Genomic DNA, 18114 nt, shown 5'->3' on the forward strand with positions numbered 1-18114 from the left:
GGAGACGGCCGCGCCGAACAGGCGCTCGGCCATCACCTCGTCGAAGGGGTGGTCGCGCATGAGGAGCTGGATCTCGCGGTCCCAGACCTCGGGCTTCACGTAGTCCCGCGGGTCGCGGACGCGGGTCTCGACTGCTGTCGCCATGCTGTCCTCCGGGTGTCGGGGCCCCGACGCTGGGTGCGGGGCCGCTCTCCACGAAACCGCTGGCAGCAGGCCAGCAGTGGTCAACTGCCCTTGTGCGCACACCGTTTGCCGATTCCGCACACGCCGTGTACACGGTGTCAAGGAGCTACTACCGTGGGTAGATGGCCCGGTTCTGACGTGCGGAGGCCAGATGAGCACGGATGCACTGTGGAACACCGACCGGGCCCGCGCCCACGTCGCCCGCCAAGACCCAGGGGGCCTGATCCGTCTGGGACGCGAAGACCACGGATGGCGACAGGCAGAGCTCGGCGCTCACCTCGGCTGCTCCGCCTCGGCGATCTCCCGCCTGGAGCATCACGGCAGACACGCCGACCTGACCCTCCTACGGAAAGCCGCCGACCGGGTGGGCATGCCGATGCATGTGCTAGCCGCGTCGCTCGGATTCGGCACCCCCTCGCCCACTAAAGTTGCGGCGGAAGAACGCTGTGCCGAGGAGGACTCCATGCGCCGCCGCACCCTGCTCGCCGCCGCCACTCTCGCGACCCCCCTCACGCTCCTCACCGGCGTGGACACCGCCCTCGCGGGCGTGCCCGCCCCCACCGGGTCCGCCACCCCCGCGGTCGCCACGCGCCTGGCCGCCGCCCGCCGCCTCTTCGACACCGGGCAGCACGCCCGCCTCCTCGCCGAACTGCCCGGCCTCCTCGGCGACGCCCACGACGCCGCCCGCTCGCACGACGAGATCGCCCTGGCCCGCCTCTCGTCGTGCTACCGCCTGGCAGCCGAAGTCCTCGTCAAAATCGGCGAATACGACCGCGCCCGGCGTGCCGCCGACCGCGCCACCATCACCGCCGACATCTCCGGCTCCCCCCTCGCGGCCGCGGCCGCCGCACGGGAGATGAGCATCGTCCTGCGCCACCAGGACCAGCCCGACGCCGCCCAGGACCTCATCCTGAACGCCGCGAACCGAACCGAGGCCACCGGCCTCAAGACCGACGCCCAGACCTCGGCCTACGCCCAGATCCTGTGCACCACCGCCTACACCGCAGCCCGCTCCGGCGACCGCAGCCAAGCCCTCTCCCTGCTCGGCGAAGCCGCCCGAGCCGCCCGCCGACTCCCCGACCGGGCCCCCGCCGAAGGCCGCCTCCTCCCCTTCACCCCAGCGCAGGCCACGCTCTACCAGGTCAGCGTCCGCTGGGCACTCGGCGACGCCGGCGCCGCCCTGGACGCCGGCCGCACGCTGCACGAGGACCAGTTCGCCACCCGCGAGCGGAAGGGGCGCATGCACACTGACCTCGCCCGTGCCTGGTGGCAATGGGGCAAGGCCGAGCAGACCGCTACCGAACTATTGCTGGCCCTCCGCGTCTCGCCCGGTGAGGTACGCGACCGGCCGTCGATTCGGCAGGTCGTCACCGAGCTGCGCTTCCGGCATCCCCGCGTACCAGGAGTGCGCCAACTCGTCGCCGCCACCGGAGCGACCGCCGCCTGACCTGCGGCGGCCATGGGCCGACTATGCGGCTACGGTCAGCGCCTCGGAAGAGCAACAGGTGCCGCAGTACTGCTTCCTCGCCCCTGTCCGAGGTCCCGCCTGGGGACCTGCTCGCGTGCCGATAGCTTTGCCGCATGCGTACCAGGAAGACAGCCTTCGTCGCCGCCCTCGCCCTCGGACTCGTACCTCTACTCGCGGCCTGCGGAGGCAGCAGCAGGGCGGACGACGCCGGAAGTTCGCCGAAGGCCATCGTGATCCAGGCCATCAAGGATGCCGACGGGAAGATCAAAGAGGACAAGGTCAGAGACCTGTCGGCGAAAGACATGTGTTCCAGACCGGAGGAAGAGTCGGTGGCGGTCGGCGGCGTGAACGGCGGCATGACGGCCCTTGTCCAGCTCGCACGGGAGGCCGGTGTACCTGATGACCGCACTGAAAAGGTTGCCGAGGACGCCTACCGAGCCGTTTACAAGAAGCACTGCCCTGACAAGCTGCCGGTTCTGGACAAGGCGATGAAGCTCCGGAAGTAGGAAGGGAAGGCCAAACCCCGGCACCCCGCTTCGGGGGGCCATGCACGTCCCACCTGACCCGCCGTACCCGCCCGCGCCCTCCCGAGGCCAAGCGGCGCCGCAAGCACCTCGACGGCCTGTACGCGTCGATCGACGTCACCGCTCGCGGGCAAAAAGCCTCCATCGCCTTCCGGAGCGAGCCGGCTCCGGCGTAGCTGCGGGCGGCTCCGGCGCTGCGGGCGGAGCGGTTCGGTCACGGTCCAGCCCGATTTTGTGCGGGTGGACGCAGGCCGGGACTCTCCGTCCGCAGCGCCGGTGGCGTACCGAAAGCCGTCCTCCTGATCGAACGGGGGCGTCCCGACAGGGCCGGTCATAGATCACGAACCCCTCACGGGGCAGCCGCTTGGACGGGCAGATCCCGCACACCGGCCGACTCGGGTCGTCGATGTCGGGAGCGATGTAGGGCCTCGGCTCGTCCATGCCGCCGCAGCCTAGCGGGAGTTGGCCACGCACTGGCCTTTTCGCCCTGCAAGTCACCCACACGAGCGGCGCATCCGCGCCAGGCCCAACATCACACTCCTCACAGAGCTGCGCGGCGATCGTCGACCCGGTCGGCGAGTACACCAACGCAGGCTGGCACCACCACACCGCACTGACCATCTGACCAACCCGCCCCGCGCCGTGTCCTTCACCCAGCCGGAGCAGTTGAGAACACGAGTGCCACCACCGCACCCAAGGAGCGAACCGTGACCGCCGTCCCCCTGGCCGCCGAGACCGTTCCCGAGCACTTCTACGCCCACCACGAAGGCCGCGGCACCACCCCGCACCGCTCCAATCCGGCGGTGATCCACCGCGAGCTGACCACGCTCGATGTCCGCCCGGGGATGACCGTCGCGGAGGTCGGCACGGGCTCGGGCTACTCCGGCGCGCTGCTCGCCGAGCTCGTCGGCACCGGCACGGTCACCAGCCTCGACATCGACCGGTACCTGACGGTCTGGGCCAACCTCATCCACCACGAGCGCGGGCTGAGCAACATCCGCTGCTTCACCGCCGACGGCACCGCCGGCTTCGCCGACCGCGCCCCCTACGACCGGATGGTGGCCTGGTGCACCCCGCCGCTGCTGCCCGCAGCGTGGGTGGAGCAGGTCACCGACGGCGGCCTGATCGTCGCCCCGCTGCCGATCGCCGCCGTACCCAACATGACCGTCGTCGCCAAGATCCGCGTGAGCGGCGGTGAGCCGGTGGTCGAGGAAGTAGCCAATGGCGGGTATATCGAGGCGACCAGCTCACCGAAGACCGACCTCGACCTGCCCGGCCGCTGGGTGGACTGGGAAAACCGCGTCCCCGCCCCCTCCTGGATCTCCATCGCCTGGCGCAGCGAGGACGACCACCTGCACACCGGCGCCCGGACCGCACTGGACCGGCTGCTCAAGGACGCCCATACCGAGCCGTACACGGGCGTGGAGATCGACCTGCCGTCCTGGCGGACCTTCGCCGCCACCCGCGGAGACCACCGCCTCACCACAGCCGGGCTCAGCCCCGACCTGAAGGCGATCGGCCACACCACCACCACGACGGCCGCCGTCATCCAGCAAGACGGCACGATCCTCGCCGACGCCCCCAACTCCCCGTCCCTGACCGTGCTCCGCGACTGGCTCACGCAGTGGGAAGAGGCCGGACGCCCTGTCCCCGCCACCTACATCCCCACTCTCGTCCGCACCGAGGGCGGCTGGGACCTGCGCCTCTCCCGTTAGCCTCATCGACCCCGCTCACAGATGCTCGCCTAAGCACAAGGCCGTGAGGTTGTTGGTGATGACGGGCCCAGTCAGATACCTACCTCTCCCGTTCCTGGCCGGCCCTCGACGCCTCGGTCGCCATGGCCCTGTCCGTCTCCTACTGGCTCATGGGCCGGTACGGACTGCGTTTCTACGATGTCGACCCGGCTTCCAACGAGCTCTGGCGCCTGATCGCCGTCGCCGATACCGCTTGGCGCTCCCTGCCCCGCGCGCACCGCGCGATGCAGAAGCCGCGCTTGCGCGCCGCCAACACAGCCGCCCGCATCCTGCTGGCCGACAGCGCCGGATCGCCGGCCGCATCAACCAGTGGGGCCGCACGACCATCGACCCCACCGTGCCCCAGCTCGGCACGATCGCCCCCGACGAGCGGCCGCTGCGCTACTCGCTCCAGGCCCTGGGCGAGACCGTGCGAGAACGCAGCGACCTGAAGATCCCTGGCTGGAAGTGTCCTTCGGCCTCAGCGAGGCGCACTCCAGCATCGACACCACCCACGTCTTCGGCCACAACCGCGAAGACGCGGCCGGGACTGATCTGAACTGGTACATCGCCGCCCTGCATGTCGAACGGGCCTACGGAGTGTGGTCGGACCAGATCCGCGCCACCCTCGGCACATAGAGGTCTCCCGGTGGTTCCTCTCGTGCATCAACGCTGGTCCAGAGCCTCGATCCCCGCTGCCAGGGCCTTTCGTGCTCCGGCAGCAAGGCTGTCAGGAGCACCGATCCGGGCACAGGCATCCCATTGCTCGGGAGTAACTCGCACGCCCAGGTCCGCATCTTCGAGCGGCCCCGTGGTCCCGTCCGCACGCCGGCCGAACTCTGTGGTCCGTCCCTCCCAGAGGCTGGTGAGCTGCTGCAGGATGCGCTGACGCCATTCGTACGGCAATGGACCCAGTTTTGCGGTTTCCGCTAAGGCAACGGCCTTCGCAGCGTCCCGAGCTGGGAGTGCGCCAAGTTCGCAGACCATTTCGGCGAGTTTCCTGGCTGCCTCGTTGAGACCGACGGCATAGTGCGTAGCATTCATGTATAGCGCGTCATACGTCTCGCGGCGCAGTTCATCACGCACACACTCAGCCGCGATCTCCTCGGGCGGTAGTTTCTTGATGGCGGCAATACGACGGACTGTCGCTGCAGTCTTACCGTCAAGGTGGATCGTGAGGTCCAACGGAGCAGACCCATCACGCGCGTCAGCATGTCGGTTTTCCATCTTTCGACGCTAGCGGCTCCTGCCCTCAGCGGTCGGCCGAACATCGAAAGACTCCTCTCCCCGGTACCCTCGCTCGTGGCCAGGCTCTGCGTAAGCAGTCGAACTCCTCCGACCCGGCCGAGGGCGCGCGCCGAGACGACCATGACCGGCATGCGACTACACCTGCTCCCGAGCAAGTTGCCTGCCACAACTCACTGCCGCCTCCAGTCATCGGGAGCGAACCTTCGCCCGAACAGGCTGTCAGAGCTTCTGCCCGCGTAGCGTCCCCCGAGGTATGTTCGTCGAGGCCATGCGAGGACTGCTCCGCTCCGGCACGGCATGCCGTTCCCTCTATACCTCCGAGGGTGTCGCAGGAAGCGCTGTACAGCGACGTGGGGCTGCCTGTCACCGACGCCGATGACCGCGCCGAAGCCACAGGCAATTTGGTAATCCCACCCAAGGTCAGGGGCGCAGTGTACTCCCAGCGGAAAAAGATCATCCCATTCCAGCCGCCAGAGTTCAGTCGCAGTCGCCTCTTATCTTGCCAAGAGTGAACTTATTCAACGGTTCCGACAACGACCAGACCGCGCTATCGACATTGCGGCCCCGTAGCCGACCCGCGGGTCACGATCGCGGAGTGGGTCATAGTCAGCGGCTACCTGGCCGAGGCCCGTGAAGGTGTAAGTAGCAGACCGGCACACACGGCGCGCTGGCAGTGGTCAGGGCGCCGTGCTCAATGTTTGTCCGACAGTCGCTACGCACCGTACTGGTGAAGTCGCTCCTGAGGCGACGAAGTGCTGTAGTGGGCACGAGAAGCGCGGCCTGTGCCGACTTGCCCTCGACACTTGATTGACCGCGTTCCCTCAGGTTGGCATCGCAGGTTGTTCGCGGCTGCACGAGGGGAGCAAGCGGATGACGGTCTCTGGCGATACGGGTGCCCCTTTAGGCAGGAGAACGGTTCTATTCGATGCAGGCGCCCCGTTAGGCAACATCGCACGCCGCCGTCGCGCCCTTGCCCACCTAGAGCCGATCTTCGACCTTCATCTGTACCGAACTCGGAATCCGTCGACGGTGGAGTGGTCGGCGTACGACGTCATCTCCTTGGTCCTGCACACCGTGGACTTCGTCGCTGTTTCGGCCGGCTTCCAGGGAACTCCCGGGCCGCCTCGATCGACCGTGCTCACGCAACTGGCGGATCTTGCACGGCGGATGGCCCCGGAGCGGCCCCGCAGTGAGCACGAGCGCGTCGCGGATTACGTTCTTGACCACCTGCTGCGGCATGAATACCCCACCCACGAGTTCAAGGTTGTGTACGCCAACGCCGACAATGGGTGGGCTCAGGAAGCCTTCCCGGTGAAGGTGCTAACCGAGACGTTCGCGGCCGACGGGCACACCATCTTGGTGAACGTTGACGACAAGACCGTGGCCCTGCTTCTGGTCGCCGTCGACCGGCCGCTGGAGGAACAGCAAGAAGCCATCATCGCGATCCTGCGCGCCCAAACCGAGACAGGGCAACTCGCTGCGGCCATCATGTCGGCCAAGGAGGCATTGCTGCTGTCCCGGGCCTACGCCATGAAGGTACGCCGGCTGATCGGCGATGCGGAGCGTGACGTCTCGCAGGTCGGATATCTGCACCGGCTACGCCCCGAACTGGCTGCTGCGGCACAGCACCTACAGCGCCGCATCACCATCGACGGCACCTTGCTGCGCCATCTGGAAAACCTAGTCGCCAATGCGTCGCAAGAACATGACCCGGCAGCAGTGGGGCAGCTGGCCGAGGCGGCGGCACGCCTTGACGAGGCGGTCGAGACCATCGCGGCTCTGCACACCGACGTGATCGCCGCGAGTCCTCGCTGGCGCGCGGCGCAGGCGGCCCAAGCGTTTGGCCACAGCCTCGTGGGTGAGATCAACCCGACAGCGGACGTACTGGTGCCTCTGCTGCGCAAAGCAACGTTCTCGGTGGGACGCGACCTGACACCGCTCACTCCCTCCATCCTGTTTGACGTGGACGCGCTCGTAGGGCGGCTGGTGGCTCCGCCCCGCAATCTCTCCGACCTCGGTGTCGCGCAGCCCGTCGAGGGGCCCCTTGACGACATGGCCGGAATCTACGAGCAGTTCCCGGAACAGTTCCACGAGGTGACCGACTCCCTGCGAACCTCTCTGGTACGCCCCGGCGGGCAGGCTCGGCTCAGCAGACTTCTGGATGGTGCGAACGCCCTGTTCGCCCGTCCCGAGTCGGCGCTCGTGGACCACCTGGCCGGGCTCATCCGCGCCGATGCGGACACCGCGCGGCTACGGCTGCGCCTCCTGCTGGTCTACGAGGCGTTGAAGCTGTGGCGACCTGACGGGCATCCCGAGCCACGCGACGAATGGTGGGCCATTGACGACGGAAGCCGCAGGGACGTACCGGATCTGCGGGTGCCCGACCTCATCATCTTCCGAAAGGGCGGTCGGCCATGATCTCCCGAGACGATGCCCGTGACCTCGGGCTGTTTCTGCGCTATGCGTTCGATGCGAGCGCCTCCCCCGGCCGCCTCGACGCGTATGGGCGGGTGCTGGAGCTCTTCCATGCTGCTCCGGAGCTGCGGACGGCGGCGAATGAGGTACTGCGCGCCCTGGGGACGACGCTGCTGGCTGCCGACCGCACGGCCGGTTTCGTGCTGGCCGCCGAACCCGGCTCGCCACTCGCGGTGACCTACACGCGCAAGCTGCTACCGCTTGGCGGCACGCAACACAGGCTGGTCTACGGGCTCGCGCTCGCGGGAGTCACCGCCTGGTGCTTCCCCAACGCCCGAGCCGTCCGCGAGCCAGGAACGCGTCGGGTTACGGCCCTCGACGTGGACCGTCTGATTCGTGGCCAGGCGGCTGCCATCGAAGCCGGGAGTACGGAGGGTGAGGGCGGGCTCGGCCCGGCGTGGGAAGCGTACGACCGGCAGCACAAGCAGGTCGTCGCGACCAAGAAGAGCGGTCGACTCCGCCGGAACACCACCGCGAAAATGTGCGAAGACGTATTGCAACTCCTGGCTTCTTTCAACCTGCTCGTCGCCGATACGACCATGCCACCGCCCCGGCGTGATCTCAGCGTGTGGCGCTCGACCGACCGGTTCCGCGCCCACGTCGCAGCAACGGGCGCCCCCCTGGTCAGGCAGGTATTTCCCGACTGGTCCCCAGAGCAACGCCATTCCGTTGAGCCTCCAGGCGGTGTACGCGCCGATAGCGAGGAGGGCTGAAACGTGGGAAACGCCTGGCGCTTGGAACGTACCTATTTGACCGGGGCGGGCTTTCCCGAGTCACGGCTCGAAGGGCTGGACCTCACCTGGTCCGACCCGTTCGAGCGCACGCAGCATTCCGCCATATGGGCCGAGAATGGCACGGGCAAGACAACCATCACTGCGTTGCGGTTTGCTCTCTACCTGCCGCATTCGTGGGACTTCATCCGCGGTGACTCGGACCGGTCGCTGGCCAAGCTGGTGCGCTCCGGCGACGTGTGCCACGTCGTCGAGCAGGCCACGCGGCTTGTGGGCGACGAACCCCAGCGCATCGTGATGGGAATGGTCGCCCACTGGACTGACGACGGCGTCCAGGACCTGGACCACCCACGCAAGCTCCAGCGTGAGTATTACGGCTGGCTCACCCATGGCCCCGGGCCGACCATCTCCAACCTGCCCTTCCGTAACCGTCAAGGACGGCGCACCACCCACAACCAGTTCGCGAACGCCGTGCGGGCGTTGCTACCCGAAGGGGGCGTCCTGCCGCCACACCGGCCCTCCGAACACCATGAAGCATGGCTGAAGTGGCTGTCGGCAGCGGACATCGATCTTGATCAGTCGCGGTTCCAGGCCAAGATGAACGAATCCGAGGGCGGAGTCGACCAGAAGATGCGGTTCGCCGACTCCGATGCCTTCGTGCAGTGGCTGCTCGGAGCGACCACCCCGACCAGGACGGTCGAGCGGATCTCGGAAAGCATCGACGTGCTTCGGGTTCATGCCGCCGCGCGGCCGAGGTGGCTCAACGAGCTAAGGCTGTGGGAGCAGGTCGGTGAGCAATTGGCCCGCTTGGCGGACGGACACGACCGAGTATTGGAGCAACAGGGTGCGTTGAAGGAGGCCAAGTCGAGGGGTGCCGCTATGGTCGCCGACGCCGAGGCCACACTCGCCGTATTGACCCGAAACGAATCGAGGGCCGACGCAGAGCGCGCCGAACACGGGCGGAACGTCAAAACAGCGATCTCCGTCGCACGGCGAGCCGGCGCCCACCAGGTTCGGATGCGGGTGCGTGGGGCTGAACTCCGCTCGGAGAACGCCGCAGCCATCGCCAAGAAGCAGCGCGCCGAGCGCGATAAGGCCGCGTCTTCCCTGGCCGCATGGGAACTGGTCGTCACCGTACGCGAGGCGCGTGCCGCGAGGGCACACCTAGCCGGGCTGAACGAGCAGCTGGCCACCTTGCAGAAGGAAGCCGCCGAGCTGCAGGGAGATGAGCGGCAGCACCGCCACGACCTAGCCCGAGTGTTGACCGACCTCCGAGAGCAAGCCACCGCCGAACTCAACAAGGCCAGAAGGCAGCACAAACGAGCTGTCAGCGAGGCGGAGATGGCCACCGCTTCTCTGCACGAGGCGCTCGCACAGCGAGCCAAGGCGACGGAACAGGTGCACCAAGCCGAAGAGCGGGAGAGTGCCAGCCAGCAAGTCATCGCAAAGGCCACGACCAGCGGTCTTCTGCCCGAGGGCGCAAGCCCGGCAGCACTCGACACGAGTTGGGCGGAGCACATCACGGCGACTCGGCGCGAACGGCGGGCCGCAGACGAGACGCTACGGTCCATCGACGAGCGCATCACACAGGAGCAGGCCCACGCGGCACGGGCGAACCGGCGGGCCATCGCCGTGCGCGCTGATGCCGACAACGCCCGCCAGCGCCTCGTGCAGACCGACGACCGGGTCCTCCGCCTTACAGAAGATGAGCGACTTCGCGATGCGGTGGGAGACACCATCATCGAGTTGTGGGCGGCACGGCCCGCACTCACCGAGTCCCTGCGGCAGCGTGCCGAAGCCGCCGACCGCGACGCCGGACGAGCCCGCGCCGAAGCGGCGGCCGCCAGGCGCACCCTCGACTCGGTCGGCTCCGACGGGCTTCTCCCGTCCTCGCCCCTCGTCGAGGAGCTGGTCCGACTGTGTGTCGACAGCGACGTACCGGCCTGGACCGGGTGGGGTTGGCTGGCGTCAACGCTGCTTCCGCAGGCCGCCGCCGCATTCACGAAAGCCAGGCCAGAGATCGCCTCGGGCATCGTCCTCGCCCGCCCCGATCACCTTGAGAAGGCGCTGGCCGCTGTCAGCTCCCGACCCCTGGACACAGCCGTCTGGATCGGCGCCGTCTCCGATCCGGAGGCCGCAGTCACCCGGGACGCCGCAGCACAAGGCGACGGCACCCACGGTCGAGTGCTGCTCCCGCATCCAGGCACATACGACCGGGACGCAGCCGGCGAGATGGTCCACACTGCCACCCGGGCGAAGGAGGAGGCTGAGCTAGAGCGCCGTGCAGCCATCCAGCGGGCCGGCGAAGCCCGTGACGCACTCGCCACGCTCACACATCTGTGGAAGGAGATGCCGACCGACCCGCGTCCGGACTTCACCACCCGGATCCGCATCAGTGCCGAGCAGTTGGCCGCAGCCGAGGCAGACGAGAGGGACGCGCAGGGAGAGCTTCGAGAGCTCGCTCAGAACAAGGAGCAACGGCAACGGCAACGCGACGCCGCGCAGGCTGTGATCGAGGAAATCTCGGAACAGCGCAGGCTCCTCGTCCCCGTCATCGACGCCGCCGCAGCCCTCGCCGATACGCGCGAACGGCTGCCCGCACTCCTTGACGTCGCATCCAGGGCAACGGGCCGCATCGACACACTGGACCACCAGCTCCCTCGCCTCCAGCTGAGTGCCGACGAGGCAGGGGAACTCGTCAAGGCGATGAAACGACGCCGGGACGACGCCTCCGAAGCCCTTCGCTCGGCCCATCTGTCATCGACGGTGGACGGACCGGTCCCCACCGAGGACCCGGAAACCATCCGCGCACGCCTGACCGCCACGGTGGCTGCACTTCAACGTGCTGTCATCGACCAGGATCTGCTGGGCAACATCGAGACGGCCCGAGCGCAAGTCGCTGATCTCGACGCCGTCCTGGACGACGCAGCCGAGTATCGACAGCAGGCGGAAGAATACGCTGGCACGGAAGCGGCACGTCACCCCGTGGCCCTTGCGGGTGCGGTACGCAGAGCCAAGGCCACGGAGGCTCAGGCACGCGAGACATACGCGCGCGCCCAGCATGACATGCAGGCCGCCCACGAGGTCCTCCGGCAATTGCTGGACGAACGTACCGCTCGCACGGCCACCCCGGACTTGAAGGGCTTCCCGTCCGCTGCCGAGGTCACCACTGCCGCAGACGCAGATCGCCTCGCCGAGCTGCTCGGCACCCGTGTCACACAATCCCAGGAGACCCAGCAAACCGAAGAAGCACGCCTGCACGCCGCGCAGGCCGCAGCCCGGGAAGCGGCTCAGGCGAACCAGCTGGTCGACACCACCGTGAACAGCCTGCGATACCTCGCCGACAGCTCCGTGGCCGGCCATCCCGCAGATGACGTAACAGCGCTCGTAGGCGACATTAACCAAGCTACCAACCGGCTGCGCTTCGCCCAACAGGCCCTCGCCGACGGCGAGCGAAGCGAGATCGAGGCCACTACCGCCGTCCACGCTCTCGCCAACGAATCCAGAGCGCACGATGTCGCGGATGCCCAGGATCCGCATGTCGTCGACCTCATCACTCGCTTGCGCTCCGACGCACACCTGCCCGCCGACGCACGGCACCTCGCCGGGCAGCTCGAACAGCGGGCCGCCTCGCTGCGCGATGACCTCGACCGGCACGACCAGAACGTTCACGACTGCGCGCGCATCCTTCACATTCAGGTGTCGAAGGCACTCACCCGGCTTCGCTCCTACCAGAACCAGTCCCGGCTGCCTGAAGGGCTCGGAGACTGGTCGAACCGCCACTTCGTCCTCATCAGCCACGACAAGCCGCCAGAAAACGAGCAAGTGGCAATCGACCGCATCACACGCGTCATCCACTCCTTGCTCGTCCCCGGCTCCCGATCCTCCTCGGGTCCTGATTCCCTGCTGTTCGCCGCGACCCGCGCACTGTTCGACAATCCGTTCCAAGTACGGATTCTCAAGCCTCACACTGATCTCCGCCTCGACCGCGTCAACGTCGCGGACCTGAAGAATTTCTCGGCCGGTCAGCGCGTCACCGCGGGAGTCCTGCTGTACGCGGCCATGACCAAGGTCCGCTCCATGAATGAAACGTCCGCCATCGGCTGGCTGTGGCTGGACAACCCATTCGGCCAGGCTTCTGCGGACCAGTTCGTCCGCACCATGCGGCGGGCGGCCGACGAAATGGACGTCCAGCTCCTGTTCACAGCAGCCCCTATGGACAAGGGGGCGCTGTCGATGTTCGACCGAACCATCGCGTTGAACCGCCGCTCTCGCCCCGCGACCGGGGAGAAGATCGTGGTCATCGACGACGGCGAACGTGAAGTCGTCGACCTCACAGTCATCCAACGAGACGTCATGAAGGTCCTTGGATCATGACACCGGCCGACATCGACCTCGACCAGCTGACCGCCGTCCTAGACCCCGACCAGCGTGGCGGCCGGCGTCGCACCGACGACTTCGCGGCCGCTGTCCACTCCCTCGTCAGGCATACCGAACCGGCTGACGTACCGGACCTCATCTTGGAGACGATCAGGCGTGGAGAGCAGGAAGGCCGCTGGAAGGCGACGCGGACGGTCACTGTCCAGCGGGGACGGGCCACTCTCCCCAGCGCCATCACCCTCACGGCACCTGCTCGCACGGTGGATGCCCTGCTGGCGATCACCGAACCACTGCGCCCGGAGATCGCCTGCTGGGCACAGGGCCTACGGCTCAATACCTATCAACGTCGCATCGTGGTGGCTGCCAACGAATGGAGAAAGCAGACGGACGGAGGTCGCGTTCCCCTCGCCACCACCAACGAAAGAGCCTACGAGCTCCTCGGTGACGAGAAGGCATTCTCCGGCTGGCCTCCGCGCGGCGGAGCCACGATCTGGCGCTCCGACCGGCTGAACTTCGACCTGCTGCGCTGCGAGCGCGTCCCCACGGCTCTCGTGTGGGAACCCGTGACGGAGATCCCCCAGGGCCCCGCTCCAATGGTCTGCGTGGAAAACCACAGCACCTACCGCACCCTGCTCAAAGTGCTGCGTGCCAGGACTCCGGCCTCCTGGGCAGCCGTCGCATGGGTCCAGGGCCACAACACCACTCCCCTAGGGGCTATCCCCGCCCTTCCGTTTCCGGTCATGCGCCTCGACTACATGGGGGACCTCGACTCAACCGGCCTGAAGATTGCGGCGACGGTATGTGCGATCGTCCACGATGCCGGTATTGAAGCGGGCCCGGCGCAACGACTGTGGGCATTATTGCTGGACCAGCCCTCGGGCGCAGGAAGACGGGTTGGCGCTCAAGAGGCCCGCGCAGTGTCCGCGTGGCTCCCGGAGGGCCTGCGAGAACCAGCCCGTCGACTGCTCATCGCAGGACGCAGAATCCCCCAGGAAGCCTTGCGAACCGAGCTCCTTCTCCATGTCCCCCTGCCCTGAGCGGCTCCGAATCACCGGAAGCATTCCTTGAGCACCCACTCGGCAACCAGCGACCTCCCTGGCTGCAGGCAGCATTTCACCGCTCCGCATCCCCGGATTCGTCGGCCGCGTAGGGGTGGACAAACCTCCCCTCGTTGAACGGCGTGAACCACGAGCCGATCGACATGGGCGCGATGCGGAGGGCCTCTCCCACAGGGCTCTCGTCAATCCCATCCATCGAGTCGTCGTAGAGCCACTCGAAATCCATATCCTCGTAGACGTTCTCCGCGAACGTGTCGAGAGCTGCCTTTACACCGTCGTCGAGGAGACCAAAGGTGTCTAGGCTGACGGTCGCTGCGTTGAGCAAGAGCTTCAGTGCGAGCTCCTCGGCCACACAGCCCAACTGCTGGAAGCTTCCATTGGTGCATCGGGTGGTCATGGCGATGACCGTCACCAAGAAGCGCCGGGCGAACAGGGTGCCGTACTGGAGGGCGTATCGCTCGGGCAAGTCCTCCAGGTGCCACAGGTGCCCCTTGCACTCCGCGACCGTGGTGTCATCCTCCGCCAGTGCCTGCACGTCCTCAAACAGCTCGTCCACCAAGATGTCCGTGCTGTACACCAGGGCCCCGGCCGCGAGTGCGGCATCCACCGGTGAGACAGCGGAGTCGTAGTCGGCGTCTTCGAGCTCAGTCCCGTCCTCGCCGAGCGCCCCGAACATCGACGGTGGGAAAGAGCGCAGTTCGGTTGCCAGAGCCAGCATCCGGGCACGCACCTCCGCGGCCTTCGCCTCCGCGTCGTACTCTTCCCCGTCCTCCCCTACCTTGGGGCGCTCGTTATGCCGGGCCTTACGGACCTCCGGATCAGCAGGTGGGACATCCGGGCCATCGGCAGCGGCGAGACTTTCCCGGGCTCCCTCAGGGTGAAGCTCGACCTCGCACCGGTCGACCGACCAGTCGACCAACAGCTCGGAACGCTCCAGCAGCTCGCCCACGACCGCCCGCACCGCACCCTCAGCGAACTCGAGAGCCGATGCGTCCACGCAAACCTTCAGCAGCGCCCCGCCCGGGTACACGGCCACGATGCTGTCGAGGACATCGACCTCCAAGCCTTCTGGCCCGGCAATGCCCTCGACCGAGTCGAACCCGTCCTCAAGGAGTGCCACGGCGCCAGCGCGCTGAAGTGGGTCCATCTCCGGAGTACCCGTCGGGATGCTGATGTCCACCGTCACTATGTACGTCACGTGTCCGAGCCTGACAGGGAAGGACCGCTCCGTGCGCTGAAATACGAACGTTCGCGGACGCCATGCCGCGAAACCGCCAACGCCCGTCGCACCGGCAACCATGGGCAGCGGCACCTGCCGGGCACTCCGCGAGCCACACCAACGGCGTCCGTGCCACAGGCGTGCCATTCAGGAGAGTAAAACACGGTCACCAGCGGAGCACTCGGACCAACCCAGAACGGCTCGCCAACCGTCCTTTTTGCAGGTCAGACGCCCCTCAATCCCCGCAAGCACCCCTGATTCCCAAGCTCAGAGCGCGAGTTCGATTCTCGTCACCCGCTCCACGCTTCACAACGAACCCCCAGGTCAGCGACCCGGGGGTTGTTTGTTGCCCAGACCACGCCAGGCGTCGCGCGCCCTCCGCGTGCCACAAAGCGGTGCTTGCCGCGCCGAGTTGACGGCTGCGACTCTCATCACGGGGGCCTGGCCTCCCTTCGCCGGGCCGGGTCAGTGGCGCGGGCCCGGGAAGGGGCCGGTGTCGGCTGGGTGGGTGATGACCTGGTGGGCCAGGTCGGCGAGTTTCATCTGGTGGGTGCGGGCGTGCCGACGGAGGAGTTCGAAGGCGTCCTGGAGGGAGCAGTCGAAGCGCTCGGCCAGGATGCCCTTGGCCTGTTCGATCCGGACCCTGCTGTCGAGCGCGTTCTGTAGCTGATCACCGCGGGTGAGCGCCTCGTGGAGGGCGACGTGGTGAGCGAGGCTGATGGCGGCGGCCTGGGCGAGCGCCCCGCACCACTGGGCGTCGGACGGGCGCAGCGCGCCGTGCGGGTGGTAGAGGCTGAGCGCCCCGCTGGTGCGGTCCGCGTACCCGATCGGCAGGACCGTAACGGCCGCGAAGCCCGCCTCCCGGGCTTGGCGGGTGAAGCGTGGCCAGCGCGTGCGGTGGGGCAGGTGGTCCATCGCGATGTCGGTCAAGGCCCTGCCGGTGCGCGCGGCATCGTGGCCGGGGCCTTCGTCCTGGAGTCGCTCCAGGCGGGCGGCGTTCTCGTTCGACGCGGCGGTGCGCGGCGGGCGGTCGCGTACGGCGGTGGCGGTGCAGCCGGCGGCCACGACCCCCGGGACGGCGGCGGCGCTCAGCACCAGCCGCCGCAGCAGTCCGTCGTCGTCCTCGCCGTGCGGCGGGGCGGTCACCAGGGCGAGCAGGGCCGCCGCGGCCTGCTGCTCCAGTACGGGAGGGAGCTTGTCCGTATCCATCGCTTGTCCTCGACGGCCCGGCGGCCGGGTGGGAACGGTCTACTCACGGGCCGTTCCCTGTTCGGGAAACCAGCACGTGCACAACAAAGCAATACAGAAGCACACCGGCGGGCTTCGCGTCACCGCTTGTCGAAGGCGCTTGGGGGATTGCGGTCGTGCGGGCTCCGCGCTCGCGCGGGTCACGCGCCGACGAGCGCCGCGCGGGCCGTGCGTGCCGTGCGTGCCGTGCGTGCTGCGTGTGTCGTACGTGCCGCGTGTGTCGTGCTCGGCTGGCGGCTGACGGAACTGACGGCTGGCGGAACTGACGGCTGACGGGCAGCAGGCCACTCGCTTTCCTCCTCCTCCCGCGGAAGGTCCCGGCCGGTCCGCCTCCCCTCCCCGTCACGCCGCCGGGCCGACACCACCCAAGCGTGCGACGGTGCCCTTGCGGAGCCCCTCCGTGGGAGATACTGGTGGATCATGCCGACAGACCGCGTGCGACGCGGGCGGAGGTGATGCGGATGCGACCCACGTCCCACAGCGGCGACGACGAGACCATCGGTGGTGCCTGCTCTCCCCACGAGGCCGACCGCCGACGCGTCACCGACGCCTTCGTCACCGCCGCCGCGGCCGATCCCCGTCAGCTTCCCGCGACGCTGTGCCGGGCGTGCGTGGAGCTGCTCCCGGTCACCAGCGCCTCCGTCTCCATCGTCGGCAGCAGGACCGTGAGCGCGCTGTGGTGCGCCAGCGACCGCACCGCGGCGCGGCTCGCCGAGGCCCAGTACACGGTCGGCGACGGGCCGTGCCAGAGCGCCATCGAACTCGTGGCGCCCGTACTCGCCCCGGACCTGACCCGGGGCCCGGACGCCCGGCGCTGGCCGGTCTTCGCCCAGCAGGCCGTGGAGCTGGGCGTACGCGCGGTGTTCTCGCTGCCGCTGGGCACCAGCGCGCAGGCGATCGGGACGCTCGACCTGTACCGCGACACCACCGGCGAGCTCTCCGAACGCGACCTGCGGATCGCCCTGCTGGCCCGGGACGCCGTCACCTTCGCCGTGCTCAACCTTCAGATCGCACCCGACAGCCGCGATCAGGCGGCAGGAACCGGAGTAGCGTCGTGGGTAGAGGCCGCGGAAGCCGATCATATGGAAGTCCATCAAGCCATCGGCATGGTCATGGTCCAGTTGGGCGTCGATCCCGAGCAGGCGCTGGACAGGATGCGGGCGTACGCCTTCGTCCAGGGACGCACGGTGACCGAGGTGTCCCAGGACGTCCTGGCCCGCACGGTTCGATTCCATCCGGATACGAAGCCGAACCACGCTGCGGAAGACCACGGCCGGCCGAGCGGCAACGAAGAGGACGGTGACCGGTCATGAACCGCGAACAACAGCTCGCCGAGGCGTTCGTCGGGCTCACCGACACCCTCGCCGCCGACTTCGACCCCGTGGTCCTCCTGGACCGCCTGGCCGGCCACTGCGTCGACATCATCGGGGCCGACGCGGCGGGCGTCCTGGTCTCCACCTCCCGCGGCGAGCTGCGCACCATGGCCGTCTCCACCGACGACGGCCCGCTGTTCGAACTCTTCCAGGCACAGGCCCAGGAGGGCCCCGGTACGGACTGCCACCGGCTGAACCGGCCCGTCGGCGCCCCGAATCTCGCCGACTGCACCGACCGCTGGCCGCGGTTCGCGCCCCTGGCCGTACGGACCGGATACCGCGCCGCGCACGCGCTGCCGCTGCGCGTCAACCACCAGACCATCGGCGCGGTGAGCCTGCTGCTCGCCGCGCCGGGCGGGCTGTCCGCCGCCGACCTGGACCTGGCCCAGGCCCTCGCCGACGTCGCCGCCGTCGCGCTGGTGCACTGGAGCCCGGACCCGGCCCGGCACACCGACGTCCTCACCCGTGTCCAGG

The 18114-nt window shown here is 68.1% G+C and carries 13 protein-coding genes; 10 read left to right on the forward strand and 3 right to left on the reverse strand.

All coding sequences use genetic code 11. The annotated features are described in order from the left end of the window. Positions 1-334: 334 nt before the first annotated feature. The 4 genes from ACFU99_RS08860 to ACFU99_RS08875 all read left to right on the forward strand — a co-directional run bounded on the left by ACFU99_RS08860 (position 335) and on the right by ACFU99_RS08875 (position 4547). Entirely contained in the window at positions 335-1630 is a 1296-nt protein-coding gene (locus ACFU99_RS08860; RefSeq protein WP_384387903.1) for a helix-turn-helix domain-containing protein, read from the forward strand. Between the two features lie 134 nt (positions 1631-1764). Beyond that, entirely contained in the window at positions 1765-2157 is a 393-nt protein-coding gene (locus ACFU99_RS08865) for a hypothetical protein (RefSeq protein ID WP_384387906.1), read from the forward strand. Between the two features lie 725 nt (positions 2158-2882). Beyond that, positions 2883-3890, forward strand: a complete 1008-nt coding sequence (locus ACFU99_RS08870) for a protein-L-isoaspartate O-methyltransferase (RefSeq protein WP_384387909.1) — start codon at positions 2883-2885, stop codon at positions 3888-3890. Positions 3891-4376: 486 nt separating this feature from the next. Further along, positions 4377-4547, forward strand: a complete 171-nt coding sequence (locus tag ACFU99_RS08875; protein WP_384387912.1) for a hypothetical protein — start codon at positions 4377-4379, stop codon at positions 4545-4547. 27 nt (positions 4548-4574) lie between these two features. On the opposite strand, the gene ACFU99_RS08880 is transcribed toward ACFU99_RS08875, so the two are convergent. Then, entirely contained in the window at positions 4575-5135 is a 561-nt protein-coding gene (locus ACFU99_RS08880) for a hypothetical protein (protein WP_384387915.1), read from the reverse strand. Between the two features lie 891 nt (positions 5136-6026). Here ACFU99_RS08880 and ACFU99_RS08885 point away from each other — a divergent pair. From ACFU99_RS08885 to ACFU99_RS08900, 4 genes are read left to right on the forward strand one after another with little or no spacing between them, the layout of a single operon-like run. Next, a complete protein-coding gene (locus tag ACFU99_RS08885) occupies positions 6027-7574 on the forward strand; it encodes a hypothetical protein (RefSeq protein WP_384387918.1) in 1548 nt (515 codons plus the stop codon). Next, complete coding sequence (locus ACFU99_RS08890; protein WP_384387921.1) at positions 7571-8344, forward strand: hypothetical protein; 774 nt, start codon at positions 7571-7573, stop codon at positions 8342-8344. Before ACFU99_RS08885 ends, ACFU99_RS08890 begins: the two co-directional genes overlap by 4 nt. Positions 8345-8347: 3 nt before the next feature. Further along, complete coding sequence (locus ACFU99_RS08895) at positions 8348-12739, forward strand: hypothetical protein (protein ID WP_384387923.1); 4392 nt, start codon at positions 8348-8350, stop codon at positions 12737-12739. Continuing rightward, positions 12736-13779 (forward strand): hypothetical protein, encoded by a 1044-nt coding sequence (locus ACFU99_RS08900; protein ID WP_384387926.1) that lies wholly within the window; start codon positions 12736-12738, stop codon positions 13777-13779. Before ACFU99_RS08895 ends, ACFU99_RS08900 begins: the two co-directional genes overlap by 4 nt. A 76-nt stretch (positions 13780-13855) precedes the next feature. On the opposite strand, the gene ACFU99_RS08905 is transcribed toward ACFU99_RS08900, so the two are convergent. Continuing rightward, complete coding sequence (locus tag ACFU99_RS08905; RefSeq protein ID WP_384387929.1) at positions 13856-14998, reverse strand: hypothetical protein; 1143 nt, start codon at positions 14996-14998, stop codon at positions 13856-13858. A 486-nt stretch (positions 14999-15484) separates the two neighbouring features. Continuing rightward, complete coding sequence (locus ACFU99_RS08910) at positions 15485-16228, reverse strand: ANTAR domain-containing response regulator (RefSeq protein ID WP_384387931.1); 744 nt, start codon at positions 16226-16228, stop codon at positions 15485-15487. Between the two features lie 500 nt (positions 16229-16728). Here ACFU99_RS08910 and ACFU99_RS08915 point away from each other — a divergent pair, with 500 nt between their 5' ends. Further along, the gene (locus tag ACFU99_RS08915) at positions 16729-17580 is read left to right on the forward strand and encodes a GAF and ANTAR domain-containing protein (protein WP_384387934.1); all 852 of its coding nucleotides are present in this window, start codon (positions 16729-16731) and stop codon (positions 17578-17580) included. Continuing rightward, positions 17577-18114: GAF domain-containing protein (locus tag ACFU99_RS08920; RefSeq protein WP_384387937.1), on the forward strand; the 538-nt coding region annotated here is incomplete at its 3' end. The genes ACFU99_RS08915 and ACFU99_RS08920, both read left to right, overlap by 4 nt.

Source organism: Streptomyces sp. NPDC057654 (assembly GCF_042800135.1).
GTDB lineage: Bacteria > Actinomycetota > Actinomycetes > Streptomycetales > Streptomycetaceae > Streptomyces.